Genomic DNA, 16,483 nt, shown 5'->3' on the forward strand with positions numbered 1-16,483 from the left:
AAGTTAACACGTTAGGAGCAAGCAATAATGAGGGTTATAACCTTTGGCACTTATGATATTTTTCATGTTGGCCATGTGAATATTATTGAACGAGCAAGACTGCACGGTGATCATCTTATCGTTGGTGTTTCTTCTGATAAATTAAATATTGCCAAAAAAGGACGGCCACCTATTTACTGTGAAGACGACCGTCAACACATAATTCGTTCTATGCGCTGCGTTGATGAGGTTTTTTTAGAAGAGTCATTAGAGCTCAAAGCTGATTACATCAAATATTATAATGCCGACATATTAGTCATGGGTGATGATTGGCAAGGTAAGTTTGATCATTTAAAAGATATCTGTCAGGTAATTTATTTACCTCGTACCCCTTCAGTCTCGACTACAGAAATTATTGAAGTAGTAAAAACAAAACGACTTTAACTTAATCAGAGCCCACTTATGACAGCTAGACGTTATTTATTTTATATCGCTCATAACTATTCTTTTGAAATATTAAGACCATTACAACAAAAAATTTGGGCAAATGGTGATGAGGTAAAATGGTTAGCTATTGGCCAAGAAGTCAATCTCAGCTACTTTCAAAGTAATGAATCTGTATTGAGCTCTATTGATGACGCTAGAGCTTACAACCCCAATGCTAGCTTCGCGCCGGGGAATGAAATCCCAAGTTTCATTCCTGGTTTAAAAATTCAAGTTTTTCATGGCCTTGAATGGAAGAAAAAAGGTCACTTTGTTATTCGTGATTTTTTTGACCTATATTGTACTCATGGTCCAGCAACCACAAGCCGCTTCAATACATTAGCTCAAAAACATGGCTTTTTCGATGTAGTTGAAACAGCTTGGCCAAAACTTGATTACTTATTCACATCACCTGCGATGCCAATTAAAGATAATTTACACGCTCAAGAAAAAAAAATTATTCTCTATGCGCCAACTTTTTCCCCTACATTAACTTCAGCCCCTGCATTATTTGATGAAATAAAACGTTTAAGTGAGCAAAAAAATTATCATTGGTTAATTAAGTTTCATCCTAAAATGGCAACACAATGGATCGAGCAATATAAAACGTTAATAAAAGATAACGTTCAAATTATCGAAACATCAAGCATAAATGAATTATTACAAACTGCTGATATTATGGTCTCCGACACCTCATCAGTTATTGGCGAGTTCTCGTTACTCAATAAAGTGACCGTAAGTTTAAATAATAAAGAGCCCGGTGATTACCTAGTCAATATTCAGACAGCAGATCAACTTGAACCAGCAATTGAGCGAGCACTCAACCCAAGTAAGGAATTGAAAACAGCAATTAAGGCATATGCTGACGATCTTCACCCATATCAAGATGGTCAGGCTGCTCAGCGTATTTTATCAGCGACAGAGAATATTTTAATACATGGTAAAAAAGCGAAGAAGAGCAAACCATTAAATCTTTTTCGAAATTTAAAACAAAGAAAAAAACTCAAATACTGGGCTATTTAAATAAGTTATGACAGTACATATAACTAATCCGTCTAGCGATAAAATATTTTTCATTTGACATAGTTAGAGTATCTGCGCTATTAATAGTACATTGAATAGTTTTCGCTTAAAAAGAATATTTATTAGCTTTTTTCGTATTTTTACACAAAGGCTAGAAATAGATTAAAATGACTCACATGACCAAATTGATTAAGCACATTAAAAACAACCTCCTCCTCGCACTCATCGTGCGCGGCTAGGTTTTGTTGCTTCTTCAAAAGTTTAAATATTGAGAACTAAGTAGAAATAAAATAAAACCCGCGCTAACAATCGCGGGTTTTTTTATGTCCGCAGTTAGGTTAGTCGTGAATAAGTATGAATGCAGACATCAGCAAAGATTTTAAAGGATAAAAAATGAGCAACCCACAAATTAATAATGACCAAGTTATAATTTTTGACACTACTTTACGTGATGGTGAGCAAGCATTAAATGCCAGCTTATCGGTACATGAAAAGCTTCAAATTGCCTTAGCAATTGAACGCTTAGGGGTAGACGTAATGGAAGTCGGTTTTCCGGTTTCTTCTCCTGGCGATTTTGAATCAGTACAGCAAATTGCCCGCACAATAAAAAATGCTCGTGTTTGTGGTTTAGCGCGCGCAGTAGAAGCAGATATTGATGCCTGTGCAGAAGCGTTAAAAGTTGCGGACCAATTTCGTATCCATACCTTTATTTCAACCTCTGATGTGCACGTACAGCAAAAACTAAAAAAAGAATTTAGTGATGTAGAAGCGATGGCAATTCACGCGGTTAAGCATGCAAGAAAGTACACTGATGACGTCGAGTTCTCATGTGAAGATGCAGGTCGTACACCGATTGATAATTTATGTCGTATGGTAGAAGGGGCTATTAAAGCCGGCGCCACCACAGTCAATATTCCCGATACCGTTGGTTACACCCTGCCCTTCGAATTTCAAGGCATCATAACTGACTTGTTTAATCGTGTACCTAATATTGACCAAGCGATAATCTCTGTCCATTGTCATAATGACTTAGGTTTAGCTGTCGCTAACTCTATGGCTGCAGTTCAAGCTGGAGCACGTCAAATTGAATGTACTATCAATGGTATTGGTGAACGTGCGGGTAACTGTTCGTTAGAAGAAGTCGCCATGATCATGCAAACACGTCAAGCATTGTTAGGTGTAAAAACCAATATCAATCACCAAGAAATAGCACGTGTGTCTAAGTTAGTCAGCACAGTATGTAATATGCCTGTACAATTAAATAAAGCCATTGTTGGCGGTAATGCGTTTAGCCATTCATCAGGTATTCATCAAGATGGCATGTTAAAAGCTAGTAATACGTACGAGATCATGACACCTGAAAGTGTCGGTATCGCCAAAACTAAATTAAACCTAACCTCTCGCAGTGGCCGTCATGTCATAAAACACCGCATGGAAAGTTTAGGTTACCAAGAAAGTGATTATGAAATTGAAGAATTATATGCTGACTTTTTAACATTGGCAGATAAAAAAGGTCAAGTATTTGATGATGACTTAGAGGCGTTAGTGTTTAAGTTACAGCAAAAAGATTTACAAGATTTTTTCCAGTTAGACACGATTAATGTGCAATGTGGTGATGGCGAGTTTTCTACTGCTAGCATCAAGCTCATCTCTGGTGAAGTAACAGGTAATAAAGAGAATAGCAAGACACATGCTGCTACAGGTAACGGTCCTGTTGATGCGCTGTATCAAGCAATTAAGCAAAGTGTTGATATAGAATTTGAAGTCAGTGATTACAAAATATCTAATAAAGGCTCAGGTGAAGATGGTTTAGGCCAAGCCGATTTAATAATCATTTGGCAAGGTAGAAATTTCCACGGCTATGGTTTAGAAACTGATGTAATTGAAGCATCAGGACAAGCATTAATTAATGCACTAAACAGCATCCATAGAGCGATGACTATTGCTGATTTGAAATCTGCAAAACAAGCTTAATCGCCGAAAAAAAATAAAATTAGCAGTAGCGAATCAATCGCTGAAAAGTTTCTAAAATATAAAAGGTTATAAAAATGTCCAACATAGCAATTCTAGCCGGTGATGGTATCGGCCCAGAAGTCATGGTTGAAGCTAAAAAAGTGTTAAACACGGTAGCGAGCAAGTTTGATTTTGAAATAACAACTCAAGACTATGATATTGGTGGTGCTGCCATTGATAATCACGGTAATGCTTTGCCTGATTCAACCATGGCTGGTTGTATAGAGAGCGATGCTATTTTATTTGGTAGCGTTGGTGGTCCTAAATGGGCAAATTTACCACCAACAGAGCAACCAGAACGCTGTGCCTTATTAGGTTTACGTAGCCACTTCGATTTATTTTGCAACATGCGCCCAGCAACATTACAACCTGCGTTATCCTCGTTATCTACTTTGCGTAGCGATATTTCCAAGCAAGGTTTTGATGTATTAGTGATCCGTGAATTAACCGGTGATATCTATTTTGGCGAACCAAAAGGCCGTAGAGGTGAAGGCGAAGAAGAAACAGGTTTTGATTCTATGTTTTATTCACGCCGTGAAGTTAAACGTATCAGCCACCTTGCTTTTCAAGCAGCGCAAAAACGTAATAACAAAGTAACTTCTGTTGATAAAGCCAATGTATTAGCAACCAGTCAATTATGGCGTCAAGTGGTTGAAGAAGTCGCGCTAGACTATCCTGACGTTGAATTAGAGCACCTTTATGTTGATAACGCTGCTATGCAGTTAGTTCGCGATCCTAACCAGTTTGATGTGATGCTTTGCCCTAACTTGTTCGGTGATATTTTATCTGATATTTGCGCCATGATTACCGGCTCTATGGGCCTGTTACCTTCAGCGAGCTTAAACAGCGACGGTTTTGGTATGTATGAGCCTGCTGGTGGCAGCGCACCAGACATTGCAGGCCTTGGCGTAGCTAACCCTATTGCTCAAATTCTATCAGCGGCTTTAATGCTTCGTTATAGCTTAAATCAAGGTGCAGCAGCCAAAGCGATTGAAGATGCAGTATCAAACGCACTTGATAATGGTGTGTTAACTGCTGATTTATTACCAGCCAACGAACGAAAAAATGCTAAATCAACCAGTGAAGTGGGTGATTATATTTGTAAACAGATTGAGAGCGCATAAGATGACAACTTCTAACCCGCAAACCATGTATGAAAAATTATGGCAAACCCACTTAGTTGAAGCAACGAAGGGGGAAACACCATTACTGTATGTTGACCGTCATCTAATTCATGAAGTGACCTCACCACAAGCTTTTGCAAATTTACGTTTTCATAACCGCCCAGTTCGTCATCCTGAACGTACTATTGCCACCATGGATCATAATATTTCAACGCGTTCGATTAAAATTGATGCCGCTGGTGAAGGCGCTGCCAATCAATTACGCGCATTAGCAATAAACTGTAAAGACTTTGGTATCGAACTTTTTGACATGGGTCATAAAAACCAGGGTATAGCACATGTTATTGGGCCTGAACTAGGGTTGACATTGCCAGGTACTATTATTGTTTGTGGTGACTCACATACCGCTACTCATGGCGCTTTTGGTGCTCTTGCTTTTGGTATTGGTACCTCTGAAGTAGAACATGTTTTTGCAACGCAGACTTTACGTCAAAACAAAGCAAAAACAATGAAGATTGAAGTTAAAGGCCATGTCGGTGCCGGTATTAGTGCAAAAGATATTATCTTAGCTATTATCGGGAAAACCGGTAGTGCTGGTGCGACAGGTTATGTGGTTGAGTACTGTGGCGAAGCTATCGAAGCGCTAAGTATGGAAGAGCGCATGACGGTTTGTAACATGAGTATCGAATTTGGCGCAAAAGCAGGTTTAATAGCACCGGATCAAACTACCTTTGATTATGTTGAAGGTAAAGAGTACGCACCAAAAGGTGAAGTATTTGAACAAGCAGTTGTTGATTGGAAAAACCTAAAATCTGATGCTGATGCACAATTTGATGCGGTATTAACGTTAGATGCCAAAGACATTAAGGCGCAAGTTACTTGGGGTACAAATCCAGGGCAAGTTATCAGTGTCGACGGTACTGTCCCTTCTCCAGAAGACTTTAGTGACCCGGTTGAAAAAGAGTCTTGTGTTAGTGCGCTTAACTATATGGGCTTAACTGCAGGCACCAAGATGACTGACATTCATGTGAATAAGGTGTTTATTGGTTCTTGTACTAACTCACGTATTGAAGATTTACGTGCCGCTGCCGGTGTTGTTCAAAAATATGAAGGTCAGCAAGTAGTCAAAACTATTGATGCCATCATAGTTCCTGGTTCATATCGCGTTAAAGAGCAGGCTGAAAGTGAAGGTTTAGACAAAATATTCACCGATGCAGGTTTTGAATGGCGTTTACCTGGTTGCTCAATGTGTTTGGGCATGAATGATGATGTCCTTGAAGAAGGTGACCGTTGTGCATCAACCAGTAACCGTAACTTTGAAGGTCGACAAGGCCGTGGTAGTCGTACTCACTTAGTTAGCCCTGAAATGGCAGCCGCCGCCGCTATTACTGGTCACTTCGTTGATTTAAACGCCTAATAGCCTATAACCTTACTGAGAAATATAAAATGGAAAAATTTAACACACATACAGGTTTGGTTGTGCCATTAGATGTTGCAAACGTCGATACGGATCAAATCATCCCTAAGCAGTTTTTACAAAAAACTGAACGCGTAGGTTTTGGCGTGCATTTATTTCACGATAGTCGCTACTTAGATCATGATGGCACGCAGGAAAATCCTGATTTTGTCATCAACAAGCCAGAATATAAAGGCGCTAGTATTTTATTAGCCGGTGAAAACTTTGGCTGTGGTTCAAGTCGTGAACATGCACCTTGGGCACTACAAGAATATGGCTTTAAAGTCATCATAGCATCAAGTTTTGCTGATATTTTTTATGGTAACTGTATCAACGTTGGCCTGTTACCGATTAAGTTGACTGAAGCTGAAATTGAGCAGTTATTCAAATTATCTCCTAACGCCCAACTAACGCTGACTGTTGATTTACCAAATAATGTTGTAACTTGTGGCGAATTATCTTTTAAGTTTAGCTTGAATGAATTTCAACAATATAGTTTAGAAAATGGTGTTGATAGTGTCGGTTGGACGTTAAATAAACTTGATACCATCAAAGCCTTTGAAGAGAAAATGCCTGCGTGGCAATAAACTCTGTTTGTATAATGACAAAATAGAATAATTAAAAAAGCCCCGATCAGTGACAACTTATCGGGGCTTTTTTTTCTTTTCAATAACGTTACCAATTTGTCAACGCCGGCAAACTGAATTTTTCACCTTGAAAAGAGAGAATGACTTGTTGAGGTAATATTTTCTCAACTATCAAATTATCACCTATGTAGTCACCTTCATAACGATCTCGACCATTAACCTTTATCCAACCCTGACCGTCAGAAGCATAAATGTGCTGTTCAAACTTTAAACTTGGTAAAGCATTTTGTAGCTGTTGTGGCATTTGAGTGAGTGGCCTAACAGAAATCTCTTCATTAGGGTTGATAAACGACTCATAAGCATTACTGCTGTTTTCTAAACGATTATCACCTGACTGTTCTCTAGGTGAGTCTCCTACGTTAGTTTCATCTATTGCGGCTTGAAATCGGGCTAATAAATCACTAGAAACACCTTCAACTTCAGTAACTTTATAATTAGTATCCTGCTTATTTTCATGAGGCAAGTCATTCTTTTCACCGCTAACTAGCAAAGTTTCTTCCCTAATAGGCTCATAAATTTTATTTTCAATTACCTGTGAATTATTCGATTTGCGCTCGGCTTCGATCTTGCTCAATTTTTTAACGCTAACAAGTGCGGTATTTGGCGATGAATTGTCTATGCTAGTTTTAGGTGTTTTGTTATTGATATCGGCTCTAGCTTGCTCTGATTGAACCTTACCCTCATCTGACAGCAGTTTTTGTTCACTATTTTCGACAACCTTTGCCAATTCAGTACCGTTTAGATGTTCTTCGGTGCTGATTACATTTTCTTGATTACTCATTTCCACGACATCTTTAACGGGTGTTTGTCCCCACCAAAAGCCAGCTAAAGTAAAAAAAGCAGCGATGCTTAAGACAGTAGAAAACAGCATGACACCATTATAATTAACTCGCCCCTGCTTGCGGGTTACGTCTTCTCCTAATGCACGGTCTGCTGCTGCAACAACCGTTTTTTTATTAACTACACTATCATTTTGGTTATACGCCAGCATCAACGCACTATGACAAAGTAAGTTAGTCAGCCTTGGCACGCCTTGAGATAATTGATGTATTTTATTTAACGCACCTTTATCAAAGAGTGGTCTTGCGCAATCTGCGACCGTTAAACGATGCTGAATATATTGGCTTAGCTCTTGTTTTGTTAACGGCATTAAATGATATCTAGCCGTTATACGTTGTGCTAATTGGCGTAAATCACGCCGTTGTAATAATTGCTGCAATTCAGGCTGACCTATTAGAATTACCTGTAACAATTTTTTAGTATTGGTTTCTAAGTTGGTAAGTAAACGCAATTGCTCTAACACTTCGGGCTGTAAATGCTGAGCTTCATCAATAATCAATAATGTATTGATATCATTTTCATGGTTTTTCAGCAGTTTTTCAGAAATTTTATCGGTTAAAGTTTTTAAACTAGCACCTGTTTTTCGGTAACGGATTTTTAATTGATCACATAAAGTGGCGAGTAACTCTTGGCAAGACAAGGTCGGGTTAAGAATAAAAGCAGCTTGTGTGTTTTGTGGTAACTGCTCCATTAAACAACGGCTAATTGTGGTTTTCCCCGTTCCTACTTCTCCGGTTAATAATGCGAAACCACCCACCTCACCTAATCCATAAGTTAAATGTGTCAATGCTTCCCTGTGCCTTTCACTCATAAATAAATATTTAGGATCTGGGGAAATTGAAAAAGGTAGTTCACTTAATGAGAAAAAATTGCGGTACATGCTGTGTCTGGGCAAGAAAAATAAGGTACAAAATTAACCGCTTGCTTGAAGGATGTCAAAGAGTAACTAAATTTAGAGCAATTGCGTAACATTTAATTGCAAATAATAACAATTATCATTAAGATGTAGTTAGTTAATTACTATCAATAATACTTAGAAGGAATACATGGTGTTAAAAACATCCTTTACTCTATTGGCATTTATTATCAGCGGCCAAGCACTCAGCCAAGAAAATAAATCAGAACCAAATCAGACCCAACAAAAGTCTAAAGAACAAGACATTGAGCGAATTATCGTTACCGGTAGTCGTATTGCAGAAAATATAGATGAAGTACCTGCTTCAATAACCATAATCACCCAAAAGCAAATTGCCGCACAGCTAAAAGTTTCCTCAGAAATTCAAAGCTTATTAGCGAACCTTGTCCCTGGCATGGCACCAAGTACAGGTTCATCGAGTAATTCAGGGCAAACGCTTCGAGGGCGTTCTCCATTAGTGATGATTGACGGTGTACCGCAATCTACACCATTACGTAATGGCTCATTAGGTATCAGAACACTCGACGCCAGCGTCATTGAACGTATTGAAGTAATTAAAGGTGCCACTTCCATTTATGGTAATGGTGCTGCAGGCGGTATCATTAATTACATCACTAAAAAAGCGAATAGTGATAAAGCACTAAGCGGCCATGCCAGTATCTCTAGTCGCTTTAGTGCCGTGGAAACAGAAGATTCAATAGGTCAGCGTTATGAAGCTGGTATCAATGGAGAGATAAATAACTTCGATTATGTTCTCAATGCCAGCTACGAAGAAAATGGCTTACAACGCGATGCTGACGGCGATATTTTAGGTTTGAAATACGGTCTATCTGATGCGGTGATGCAAGATTACTTTGCTAAAGTGGGCTATCATTTTGACGATGAAAAATCATTACAGTTCACTTATAACTATTATGAATCGAAGCAAGATGTCGATTTAATCGATCAAGTTGGCAATATTAATACCGGCGAAAAAACGCAAGCTATACCTGTACCCGAAGGCCAAACTGTCTTAGGTGAACCGCAGGGCCCAAGCAACCATAATATGATGCTTAAATATGTTGATGATGAAGTATTCAAACAAACACAGTTGATGGTCGACCTTTACAGCCAAGAAGTAGACAATACTTTCTTTTACTCGCCAGTACTCGCTAATCCTGATGCTGGTTATGCCGGCGGACAATCATTAATAAATTCAGATAAAAAGGGTCTACGGGTAACATTTAATACACTGGTTGATTTCAGTTTTGATAATGGTGACTCACTTGAAGCCACCTTCATTTACGGCATAGATGCCCTTAATGATGTCACTTCTCAATCTATGGTGGATGGCAGAGTTTGGGTGCCAGAAATGGATATGGAAAACCTCGCCGGTTTCTTGCAAACCAAGTTAATTTATAATAATGACCTTGTTATTAAGTTAGGTATCAGACAAGAAGATATTGATTTAACGGTAAATGATTACAGTACGCTTAAGTTATGTAAGAGTGCTGAACAATGCTCTGTTCCCGTCGACGTCACTGGAGATACCTTAAATTATAAAGCGACCACCTACAATATTGGAATCAAATATAATGCGCTGCCATTATTTAGTCCTTTTGTTAGTTACTCACAAGGCGCTGATATTTCTGATACCGGTCGATTATTACGAACAGCAACAGTAACCGATATTTCACTTATTCGTACTGAAGCTTCAATCATCGATAATTATGAATTAGGTTTCAGTTCTGATTTTGAACAAGTGCATTTTGAATTTGCGACTTATTTTAGTACCTCTGAGCTAGGAACAACCAATAAATTTAATGCAACTACGGGTGTCTATATGCCAGTACGCGCACCACAAGAAATCTATGGCTACGAAGCGTTGATTAATTATAACATTGACGATGCTTGGGCCGTAAATGCTACCTATAGTTGGGTAGAAGGCAAAAATACTGAAGCTGACGTTTATTTAGGAGCAAAGCAGATCAGTCCACCTAAAGCGACAGTAAATGTAAACTGGAATCCTAATAGCGATATCAGCGTAGCGATCAATTATTTATATGTTGGCGATCGTAAACGCTTTGAACAGGTTGATGGCAAATATGTGGGAGATCAAGGCCCTATTGATAGCTATCAGGTTGTTAATCTAAGCGGTAATTATAATTTCGCAAGCGATTGGTCAGCATTTATTGGCGTTGAAAATTTATTTAACCAAGATTACTACCCGACAAAATCACAAGGTTACACTTACGGTGGTTACAACATCAAAGGCTTAGGAACCACAGTGAATATGGGCGTTAATTATCAATTCTAAACACCTATGATTTTTGGCAAAGCAGCAATTTCTGCTGCTTTGCCAAACGGACAATCTCTGAACTTATGCTTATCTTATGATACACTTTATTTAACATTCTCTTCATTTTGGTCGTACTTTGTTAACCAGCAAACCTGAAATTAAAAATAGCGAACTTAACAGTTACTTAGTCGGTGGTGCGGTACGCGACAAGTTACTCAATCGCCCAATAAAAGATGAAGATTATTTAGTCGTTGGTGCCAGTGTTGAGCAAATGATAAAGCTTGGTTATCATCAAGTAGGCAAAGATTTCCCTGTTTTTTTACACCCCAAAACAAAAGCGGAGTATGCCTTAGCCCGTACCGAACGTAAACAAGGTCAAGGTTATACTGGTTTTAGCTGCTACTTCGCCCCAGATGTTACTATTGAACAAGACTTACTTAGACGCGATCTCACCGTTAATGCCATGGCAATGGACCACAACGGTAAAATAATTGATCCCTACAACGGCCAAAACGATCTTAACGATCGTATATTACGCCATGTCAGTGATGCATTTATTGAAGATCCTTTACGTGTTCTTCGCGTCGCACGTTTTGCCGCACGTTATCATAAGTATGGTTTTACCATTGCCGATGAAACGCTTACTTTAATGCAAGAAATAAGTGCTAGTGGCGAGCTAAAATGTTTAACGCCTGAGCGAGTATGGCAAGAAATGCAATTAAGCTTGGCTGACGGTGGTGCTAATTCTGACACTAATTCAGGTAACCCTGAAGTCTTCTTTGAAGTACTACAGCAATGTAATGCCTTAGAAGAATTATGGCCTGAACTGGCCGTTTTGTGGGGCATTCCAAACCCCGCGCTTTGGCATCCTGAAATATGCAGTGGCATACATACCATGATGGTATTACAACAAGCGGTGTTGTTAACACAAGCCATACCTGATGAGCACAGTGACCATAGAACTGCAGTACGTTTTGCTGCCTTATGCCACGATTTAGGTAAGGGTGTTACCTCTGATAAATTATGGCCTAGCCACAAAGGACATGAAACGTCGGGTTTACCCTTAGTTGAGCGAATCTGTGGACAGCTGAAAGTACCTTCACATTACAAACAACTTGCTTTGAAAGTGTGCGAATTTCATTTACATTGTCATAAAGCTTTTGAACTTAAAGCCAGCACCTTATTGAAAATGTTTAACCAGCTCGATATTTGGCGCAAACCAGAAGAATTTGATTTATTTTTAATGGCGTGTAAATCTGACTTTTTAGGTCGTTTAGGTTTTGAAAACCGTGCCTACCCACAAGAGCAATATCTACAAGCAGCAGTCAAAGCAGCTAGAAAAGTAACAGCCCAACCCTTTTTAGAAAAAGGCTTACAGGGTCTTGCTATAAAAGAAGCAATGGCAAAAGAAAGGCTCAGCGTTATTGCAAATATTAAAGCCGATTTCGCGCATTTAAACCCTACACCGCAATAAAGAAAATACGCCTTTCAATCTAAAGTTCTGTGTTGTTTAGTGAGAATATTCGCTGAACAGCCTTATAAAGATGGTGAAAATACAGCTATAACAAACAGTCTGTATAAAATACAAACAACAATTTATTGCAAGACATTTACAAACGACAACAACTTATTAGCACCACTTTAACTATCATATTCATATCAAATCAGGGTCTGGTTTGGGTAATATCAAGTTAATTCAGCAAGGTGATTAATATGACAATGCAAATAGCGTCTTCAAATAACTCAACAGCAACGTTCACCATTCAAGCTATTAAGCCTAGTTGGCCTCAACCAGAGCCAAGACCAGACTTTACTGGTGTTTTAACACCTGAACAAAAGAACACGATACAGCAAGGTGCTGATGACAAAATAGCTGAGCAAGTTGAAAATGTGAAATCAAATTACCAAACAGCCAAAGACATTGATTTGATGCAGTCATACTATCAACAACAGCAGAAACTTTTTGATGTCTACTTACAAACAAGTACCGATGGCGATGCTACAGCAACTACGACTCAATTGGGTGAAAATAGCAGTGCGGTATCAGCATTAACAACTACTTATGCTGAATTATATCAATTACACCAAACAGTAAGAGAAGGTGTAGGTCAATTACCGAGAGTTAGCGCAGCTTATGAAGGGATTGACTCATTACCAGCAAGTTCAGTTACCCGCACCAATGAAGCTATCAACAGTGCAGCTAGTCAACCATTGGTCAATAAACAACTTGATGCTTACAACAGTCTTATGATGCCAAGTACGTCTTCTTATGTGCACCTTAGTGCTTAGCTATCTGCTACATGAAATTTAGCACTTAAAGAACAAAGATTTACTTAAGTTCCGGTTTATCTATGGTTCTAAAGGTGAGGTTTATCCTGGGTTCAGAGACTTTTTTTGTCGGAGGCAAGCGATGTAACCAATGCTGCTGCGTAGTGCCTTTCATCACTAACAAACTGCCTGGTTTAAGCTGTAAGGCAACAACTTCTTTTGAACATTTATGCTTAAAAGCAAACTTTCGCTCCACGCCAAAGCTTAATGAAGCAATAGCACCTTGTTCTTTTAAATCTGCTTCACCATCACTGTGCCATGCCATACCCTCTTCACCTGAATGATAAAGGTTTAACAAACACGAGTTATAGGTTTCATGACTATGCTGTTCAACTAGTTTTTTGAGTGTAAGTAACTCTTCAGTAAACGGGATCGAATATCTGGTCACGCCAGAATAACTATAGGCAAAAGGTTTACCGTCAATCGTATCTGCGCACCAAGCGACTTTTCTTTTCGTTTCGATGATCTTACCAAACACTAAGGCTTGATCGTTACGCCATGCAATAGTGTTAAATAATCGCTCAAAGTAATAACTGCTCTCACTAAGAGGCATGATTTCGCCATAGTAATTAACCACACCATCATTTGGCAAAATGTTAATCGGCTCATCGAGCAAAGAAGAAAATAAGTCCATGATTAAATAAAATAGCCTTAACGCGGGTTAACGATTATCTACTGCCCCAAGGATTAGAAGAAGTTGCAGCTGCAGCACGCTCACGCGTTTTCTTAGCTTGTTTAATTCTTAACTCTTCAGCATCGTCAAGACTTAGTTCTTTCGGTGGTCTTTGCTCTAACCCTGATGGCACAATACGGTCACGTGGTGGCAATTCAAAGTTTGCATCGTCCGCCTTAGGTAAGCTGTTATATTGATACATATAAAAAGCTTCAACCTTTTCTTGCGCCCACTGGGTTTTCTTCAAAAACTTTAAACTCGATTCAATACTGGCATTTTGCTTAAAACAATTTAAGTTCATGTAAGCGGCTAAAATTTCAAAACCGTAATGGTCAACTAAGGTTGTTAATACAGTTTCAAGGCTAGTGCCATGTAGTGGGTTATTCTTATAAATGTCTTTATTGGTCATTATTATTCCTAAACGGCCTAAAGTGGCAACTGTACTATGAGTTGACAGCAGCGAATGAACCAATTATACCACTTGCTAGAGTGATGTCATGGTTAATCCCTTTTAATATATACCCAAGTGAATTCAAAATGCAGGTTTCAGTTGGAATTAGAAACGTCTTTAGGCAAGGCATTGATTGAAGAGAATGGTTATTCCCTTATCAAAACCAATAACGAAGCATAAAACATTTCTAAACCAACCCTACGGGGACAACGAAGAAAACCATCTACTTCGTTGCATCCTTTTTTAAGGAAACAACCATTAACAAAAAGATGCGTCTTGTATATGGCTCACTCTGTTGTCCTGAAATCCACTTTTTGAGTTCATTTGGGTATAAACAAAAAAGCCCCTTGTTTACTTTCTCAAGTAAGACAAGGGGCTTGTATTTAACTACTTTAGTTACCAAAGTAATTAAGTCATCATTAAATTGATTTACTGCTTAGTAGCATTAAGTTCTGCATCAGTATTATCAAGTGCTAGTTTATAACCAAATGAAACATGGTGATAACGAGCGCTTGAGTAATCGTCATGTATTGCAAAGCCAAAGTTATATACTTTACCTGCTTCAATACTCACATCACCCGCTTTGTCAGATTTAAGCTTACGCTTAACAACTACCGACCAAGTACCATTTTTAAGTGAAGCTTCAACAGCTGCGCCAACGCCTTTATGCATGTCGCGTTCTGCTAAAATCTGACCATCTTCTACTTCTTTGGTGCCTGATTTATAGCGAATAACATCCATAAATTGATTAGACTTTTGTGCCGCATCAATGTCGCTTTGATCTTTCAGTTTATCCCAACCACCTAGCGCTTTACCGCCACGTCCTTTAAGCTCTAACTTAGTACGCGATTCTTTAAGATACTTAGTAACACCTGTACCTGAACCCGTATCGAACTTAAGACGCTTAGCTAAATCACTACCTTTCAATGTATCAGCATCTGGTGCAAACGGCATAGAGTTAGCATCGGCATGACACGTACCCCAACAGCCTGCTCTATCTGCGTATTCAACATCATCAGTTGCTAGCATAAAGGCTAATTTCATTGGGTTTTCTGGGTCCATTTTACCGCCATCAACAAATGGAACAGCTGCATGTTCACCATCAGCCCAACTAAATCTCAAATATAGATTTTCAGCATCGTACGTTGAATCAATCGTTACATCGATATGGCCACGTTTTCCAGGGATAACATTAGGTTCTAGTTTCTTCTCACTTTCACCAGTAACGATATTGTTACCAATATCCGCTATCTCTTCACCATGACATTCAATACAACGGTCGCCTTTAGTAAAGGCACGTTTACCACCATGCTTACGACCTAGGATCCATTCAATAGACGCTGTACCAGGATAGAAAACACCAATATCTTTCGAGCTTGCTTTACCCCAATCAACATTAATATTACTTGCACTAGGTGCAGCACTTACAGACCCTTTCGATGATTTACTTGTAGTCGCTTTGCTAGAACCAGCATTAGCTAATGCTTCTTCAACAGCAGAGGCTATTTTCTGTTCAGTTTTTGCTTTTTCAGCCATTTTTTCTTCTTTGACTTTCGCAGCAGCTGCAGCTTCTTTCGCTTCTACACGTGCTAAACCTTCGCGATAAGCTTGTGGTACTTCACGAATATAGTCTGGATTTGGCGCTTCTAGCTTTTCTAATTCTTCATCAGAAAGCTTGTCACGTACGTTATGATGCGCAATACCTTTATGACAATCGATACAGGTTTGTCCTGTTTCAAAAGCATTTAAATGTTGTTTACGTGCACGTGGCTTTTGGAATTCAGGATTCATAGATTCAAAATTGTGACAGTTACGACACTCTCTCGAGTCAGTTGACTTCATGGCATGCCAAACACTTTGCGCTAATTCAAATCTGTGCTCATTAAATTTTTCTTTGGTATCAAGCTTGCCTGTTAACCAAGAAAAAACTTCTTTTGACGCTTGAATTTTACGAACGACTTTATGTATCCAAGGTTTAGGAACGTGACAGTCAGGACAGCCAGCTCTTACGCCGGTACGGTTAGAAAAATGTATTGATGGTTTATATTCTTGGTAAACGTTGGCTTCCATTTCGTGACAACCGATACAAAACTCGGTGGTATTCGTTGCTTCCATGGCAGTATTGAAACCACCCCAGAAGACAATACCTACGATAAAGAAGATAACAGCGCCTGAGACAGTAGTGCCGAGGATTAATCGGCGTGACCAAAAACTTGGTTTTAAGAAAGTGTTATTTGCCATAATTGACTCTTGAATTGACTCTTAATAAGTT

At 38.9% G+C, this 16,483-nt stretch carries 13 protein-coding genes; 9 read left to right on the plus strand and 4 right to left on the minus strand.

Annotated features, from left to right (window positions below; all coding sequences use genetic code 11):
- Positions 1 to 24: 24 nt before the first annotated feature.
- From CXF79_RS18890 to leuD, 6 genes are all read left to right on the plus strand, one after another.
- Complete coding sequence (locus tag CXF79_RS18890; protein ID WP_101157157.1) at positions 25 to 423, plus strand: adenylyltransferase/cytidyltransferase family protein; 399 nt, start codon at positions 25 to 27, stop codon at positions 421 to 423.
- 18 nt (positions 424 to 441) lie between these two features.
- A complete protein-coding gene (locus tag CXF79_RS18895; RefSeq protein ID WP_101157159.1) occupies positions 442 to 1,485 on the plus strand; it encodes a CDP-glycerol glycerophosphotransferase family protein in 1,044 nt (347 codons plus the stop codon).
- A 393-nt stretch (positions 1,486 to 1,878) separates the two neighbouring features.
- Positions 1,879 to 3,459: a 2-isopropylmalate synthase gene (gene leuA / locus CXF79_RS18900; protein ID WP_101157161.1), complete on the plus strand. Its 1,581-nt coding sequence runs from the start codon at positions 1,879 to 1,881 to the stop codon at positions 3,457 to 3,459.
- 74 nt (positions 3,460 to 3,533) lie between these two features.
- Complete coding sequence (gene leuB / locus CXF79_RS18905; protein WP_101157163.1) at positions 3,534 to 4,622, plus strand: 3-isopropylmalate dehydrogenase; 1,089 nt, start codon at positions 3,534 to 3,536, stop codon at positions 4,620 to 4,622.
- Position 4,623: 1 nt separating this feature from the next.
- A complete protein-coding gene (leuC, locus tag CXF79_RS18910; RefSeq protein ID WP_101157165.1) occupies positions 4,624 to 6,039 on the plus strand; it encodes a 3-isopropylmalate dehydratase large subunit in 1,416 nt (471 codons plus the stop codon).
- Between the two features lie 29 nt (positions 6,040 to 6,068).
- Complete coding sequence (gene leuD, locus CXF79_RS18915) at positions 6,069 to 6,665, plus strand: 3-isopropylmalate dehydratase small subunit (RefSeq protein ID WP_011044942.1); 597 nt, start codon at positions 6,069 to 6,071, stop codon at positions 6,663 to 6,665.
- Positions 6,666 to 6,753: 88 nt separating this feature from the next.
- Here the strand turns inward: leuD and CXF79_RS18920 are convergent, their stop codons facing one another.
- Positions 6,754 to 8,445 (minus strand): AAA family ATPase, encoded by a 1,692-nt coding sequence (locus CXF79_RS18920; RefSeq protein WP_101157167.1) that lies wholly within the window; start codon positions 8,443 to 8,445, stop codon positions 6,754 to 6,756.
- A 169-nt stretch (positions 8,446 to 8,614) separates the two neighbouring features.
- On the opposite strand from CXF79_RS18920, the gene CXF79_RS18925 reads away from it, so the two are divergent.
- The 3 genes from CXF79_RS18925 to CXF79_RS18935 all read left to right on the plus strand — a co-directional run bounded on the left by CXF79_RS18925 (position 8,615) and on the right by CXF79_RS18935 (position 13,048).
- Positions 8,615 to 10,777 (plus strand): TonB-dependent receptor, encoded by a 2,163-nt coding sequence (locus tag CXF79_RS18925; RefSeq protein ID WP_101158245.1) that lies wholly within the window; start codon positions 8,615 to 8,617, stop codon positions 10,775 to 10,777.
- Between the two features lie 118 nt (positions 10,778 to 10,895).
- Positions 10,896 to 12,233 carry a multifunctional CCA addition/repair protein gene (locus CXF79_RS18930; protein ID WP_101157170.1) on the plus strand — a complete coding sequence of 446 codons (1,338 nt, stop codon included), beginning with the start codon at positions 10,896 to 10,898 and terminating at the stop codon, positions 12,231 to 12,233.
- Between the two features lie 239 nt (positions 12,234 to 12,472).
- Entirely contained in the window at positions 12,473 to 13,048 is a 576-nt protein-coding gene (locus tag CXF79_RS18935) for a hypothetical protein (protein WP_101157172.1), read from the plus strand.
- Between the two features lie 40 nt (positions 13,049 to 13,088).
- On the opposite strand, the gene CXF79_RS18940 is transcribed toward CXF79_RS18935, so the two are convergent.
- The 3 genes from CXF79_RS18940 to CXF79_RS18950 all read right to left on the minus strand — a co-directional run bounded on the left by CXF79_RS18940 (position 13,089) and on the right by CXF79_RS18950 (position 16,452).
- Positions 13,089 to 13,721, minus strand: a complete 633-nt coding sequence (locus tag CXF79_RS18940) for an alpha-ketoglutarate-dependent dioxygenase AlkB family protein (protein ID WP_041737136.1) — start codon at positions 13,719 to 13,721, stop codon at positions 13,089 to 13,091.
- Positions 13,722 to 13,755: 34 nt separating this feature from the next.
- Positions 13,756 to 14,169, minus strand: a complete 414-nt coding sequence (locus tag CXF79_RS18945; protein WP_101157174.1) for a VF530 family DNA-binding protein — start codon at positions 14,167 to 14,169, stop codon at positions 13,756 to 13,758.
- A 471-nt stretch (positions 14,170 to 14,640) separates the two neighbouring features.
- Positions 14,641 to 16,452, minus strand: a complete 1,812-nt coding sequence (locus tag CXF79_RS18950) for a NapC/NirT family cytochrome c (RefSeq protein WP_101157176.1) — start codon at positions 16,450 to 16,452, stop codon at positions 14,641 to 14,643.
- Positions 16,453 to 16,483: the final 31 nt, after the last annotated feature.

It is taken from the genome of Colwellia sp. Bg11-28, from assembly GCF_002836245.1.
GTDB lineage: Bacteria > Pseudomonadota > Gammaproteobacteria > Enterobacterales > Alteromonadaceae > Colwellia > Colwellia psychrerythraea_A.

Bases quoted from the DNA above. Each gene is read 5' to 3' on its own strand.
- CXF79_RS18895 (WP_101157159.1), top strand. From the start codon at position 442: ATGACAGCTAGACGTTATTTATTTTATATCGCTCATAACTATTCTTTT.
- leuA (WP_101157161.1), top strand. From the start codon at position 1,879: ATGAGCAACCCACAAATTAATAATGACCAAGTTATAATTTTTGACACT.
- leuB (WP_101157163.1), top strand. From the start codon at position 3,534: ATGTCCAACATAGCAATTCTAGCCGGTGATGGTATCGGCCCAGAAGTC.
- leuC (WP_101157165.1), top strand. From the start codon at position 4,624: ATGACAACTTCTAACCCGCAAACCATGTATGAAAAATTATGGCAAACC.
- leuD (WP_011044942.1), top strand. From the start codon at position 6,069: ATGGAAAAATTTAACACACATACAGGTTTGGTTGTGCCATTAGATGTT.
- CXF79_RS18920 (WP_101157167.1), bottom strand. From the start codon at position 8,445: ATGTACCGCAATTTTTTCTCATTAAGTGAACTACCTTTTTCAATTTCC.
- CXF79_RS18935 (WP_101157172.1), top strand. From the start codon at position 12,473: ATGACAATGCAAATAGCGTCTTCAAATAACTCAACAGCAACGTTCACC.
- CXF79_RS18940 (WP_041737136.1), bottom strand. From the start codon at position 13,721: ATGGACTTATTTTCTTCTTTGCTCGATGAGCCGATTAACATTTTGCCA.
- CXF79_RS18945 (WP_101157174.1), bottom strand. From the start codon at position 14,169: ATGACCAATAAAGACATTTATAAGAATAACCCACTACATGGCACTAGC.
- CXF79_RS18950 (WP_101157176.1), bottom strand. From the start codon at position 16,452: ATGGCAAATAACACTTTCTTAAAACCAAGTTTTTGGTCACGCCGATTA.